Source organism: Acinetobacter sp. CY17 (assembly GCF_059515825.1).
On the sequence record NZ_JCAKMX010000058.1, the window covers coordinates 1 to 2481 of the forward strand.

Here is a 2481-nt window from a genome sequence, read left to right on the forward strand (position 1 = left end):
GACATACGCAGGCATCGCTTGTTGTGTCAGCGTATCGCACTGATCACAGACCCATTTGCCACGTACATGTTGCTCTTTATAGAACTGTGCCGGTCTGAAATTCAATTTTTCACTGACATCTTCACCGATACGACGCAGTTGGCATCCACAAGCACATTGCGTTGATGCTGGTTCATGCTCGATGCGAATCGTAGCTAAGTGGGTTGGCAATGGACGACGTTTAGGTTTATTGGCTTTCTGTGTTGTTACATCGGTTTTATCTGCATTCAGCCGTTCCAGTTCCAGCTCGACTGCTGCGATATCTTCTTCAACCGCTTCATCCCACAGATGGATTTGTTTGGCGGTGAGATGTTCATTTTTACTGCCGAATTTGTGTTTTTTAAACAGTGCCAGCTCATGCTCGTATTTTTGATTGAGAATGGATAGATGTTGAACTTTGGCATCTAGTTGCTGATTTGATTTTTCTAATTGCTGATGCTGCATCGCCAACTGTCTGGTGAATTCCAGTAGTTGTTCATGGGTCAGTTGGCTTAAATCAGGCATCGTATTCATGAACATAGTATGCCTGAAATTATAAATACGATGCTATAGAACCTTTGCAGAATAGCAGAACCAAGTGGCTTGGTTTAGAGCATCGTGACGACCTGCACTTGTCCAATTCTCTGCCAAGGTAAGCCTTGTATTAATGCTTGTAATTGTTCCAAACTGAGTGAGATGGTTTCACCTTGATGAACCTGGGCCCAGTGGAATTTGCCCTGTTCTAGACGCCGAGCACACAGCCAGATGCCCAGGCCATCATGTACCAGTACTTTCATACGATGACCACGTTTATTACAGAACAGGTAAGCACAATGAGGTTTGATCGAACCAAAGGCTTTCAACACCTGAGCCATGGCAGTATCCATCCCTGCACGCATATCCATCGGTTGAGTAGACAACCAGATTTCATCGATACGGATCATGTTGCAAGTACCTTAAGCAATTCTGCTAAAGCAGATATTTCTGATGTTTGCCATTTCAAACCAATCTCGGTTTTGGAATTCGGCAACGTGATTTGAAGCGTTAACATGTCAGAAGCAGTACTTAATGGTGTCGAGCAAGATAAGGCAATAAATGCAGGTTTACTGATAGATGGTGAGTCATTATTCGTTGGTTGAGCATCGATTAAGCGAATCCATTTGGATACAAGATTGGTATTCAACCCATGTTGCAAAGCAACAGAAGCAATAGAAACACCTTGTATTTTACAAGCCTGAACGATTTGCTGTTTGAATTCGACACTGTAAGTTTTCCGTTTTTTTATCACAGGTCTAACGGATGCCTGATGGTTTGTTGTCATAAATTTTAGTCCCCACTTGTTTTTAAGTGGGGACTAAATTAAGGCTTATAGGATGAATCCGTAAGGTGTGTTCAGCGGACGCTTACGATCAAACAGTAAGAGATCGAATAAGGAATTTGATAAATATCTATATAAATTAAGACATTTAGTTGAAAATGCTTTTGCGAGATTAAAACATTTCCGTGCTATTGCAACTCGATTTGATAAACTGGCACGCAATTATAAATCTATGATTCGTATAGCCTGTATATTTATTTGGTGCAAAGCCAAATGAGGACACACCCTAGAAATACAAATAAAATTTTTCTATTACACTTATTTTCTATGCAAATTGTTTTAGCCTAAATAAGTCATCATGTAGGCGATGGCAAAGTTGACCACGACTAGCATGCGCCTAACAAATACTCCAACCAAAAGAGAAAAACACTCCCATCACACGGTTGAATAAACTTAAACGGTGCATTTGATCTCACAGCACTGATCATGTTGACTCTCGAGTCATCCCCACCTGAACTTAATACATGACAGCGTTCTTCCTAGCAGACCAAGCATATTCTGTGGTTTTATTGGTATTAGTGCCTGAGTCATCGATATAATGTGATCTTCACCATATTACTCCTTCCACTAACGCAAACACCATTCAAATAAAGAACGGCTTAACTTATAGGTTTGCTTGTAGAGAAAATCTTTTTTACGCGTCCAACCTATCTTATTCAGGGCCTTTAAAATGACATGATAGCCAACGCTATAATCTAATTGCTGTTCAAACAAGCAAATAATATCTTTGGTTGTAAGCATCCGCTGAACCCCATACCTATTTTTTAATTTTGGTCGGGTTGCCACCGGTGTGGCAGTAATTCTTCAATTTGGGTCACTTTGTGTGTCGGCAGCCTTTTCAGCACATCACTTAAATAGGCATACGGATCCAGCCCATTGAGCTTTGCTGACTGGATTAAAGTCATGATATTGGCAGCTCGTTGGCCACTGCGCAGCGAGCCAGCAAACAGCCAGTTCTTGCGTCCTAAGGCCCAAGGTCGCATCTGATTCTCTACCCAATTATTGCAAATCGGTAGATTGCCATCATCCAGATAGCGGCTTAAAGCTGGCCAACGCTTCAGCGTGTAATTGATGGCCTTGGCGGT

4 protein-coding genes and 1 pseudogene are annotated in these 2481 nt (G+C 41.7%); 1 reads left to right on the forward strand and 4 read right to left on the reverse strand.

The window, feature by feature from the left end; all coding sequences use genetic code 11:
• The 3 genes from AC5YCI_RS16220 to AC5YCI_RS16230 all read right to left on the reverse strand — a co-directional run.
• On the reverse strand, positions 1 to 552 hold a 552-nt coding region (locus tag AC5YCI_RS16220), incomplete at its 3' end, for a transposase domain-containing protein (RefSeq protein ID WP_496175937.1).
• A gap of 74 nt (positions 553 to 626) precedes the next feature.
• Positions 627 to 962, reverse strand: a complete 336-nt coding sequence (gene tnpB / locus AC5YCI_RS16225) for an IS66 family insertion sequence element accessory protein TnpB (protein ID WP_496175758.1) — start codon at positions 960 to 962, stop codon at positions 627 to 629.
• On the reverse strand, positions 959 to 1339 hold the full coding sequence (locus AC5YCI_RS16230) for a transposase (protein ID WP_496175938.1): 381 nt from the start codon (positions 1337 to 1339) through the stop codon (positions 959 to 961). The genes tnpB and AC5YCI_RS16230 overlap by 4 nt, the downstream gene beginning before the upstream one ends.
• Positions 1340 to 1424: 85 nt before the next feature.
• On the opposite strand from AC5YCI_RS16230, the pseudogene AC5YCI_RS16235 reads away from it, so the two are divergent.
• Positions 1425 to 1613, forward strand: a pseudogene (locus AC5YCI_RS16235) (transposase); the annotation flags it as partial.
• A 547-nt stretch (positions 1614 to 2160) separates the two neighbouring features.
• Here AC5YCI_RS16235 and AC5YCI_RS16240 read toward each other — a convergent pair.
• Positions 2161 to 2481, reverse strand: a 321-nt coding sequence (locus AC5YCI_RS16240; protein ID WP_496175544.1) for an IS66 family transposase, incomplete at its 5' end; no start/stop codon positions are given.

What these genes read in the sequence shown, in the direction of transcription:
- tnpB (WP_496175758.1), bottom strand. Translation starts at nt 962, where the DNA reads ATGATCCGTATCGATGAAATCTGGTTGTCTACTCAACCGATGGATATG.
- AC5YCI_RS16230 (WP_496175938.1), bottom strand. Translation starts at nt 1,339, where the DNA reads ATGACAACAAACCATCAGGCATCCGTTAGACCTGTGATAAAAAAACGG.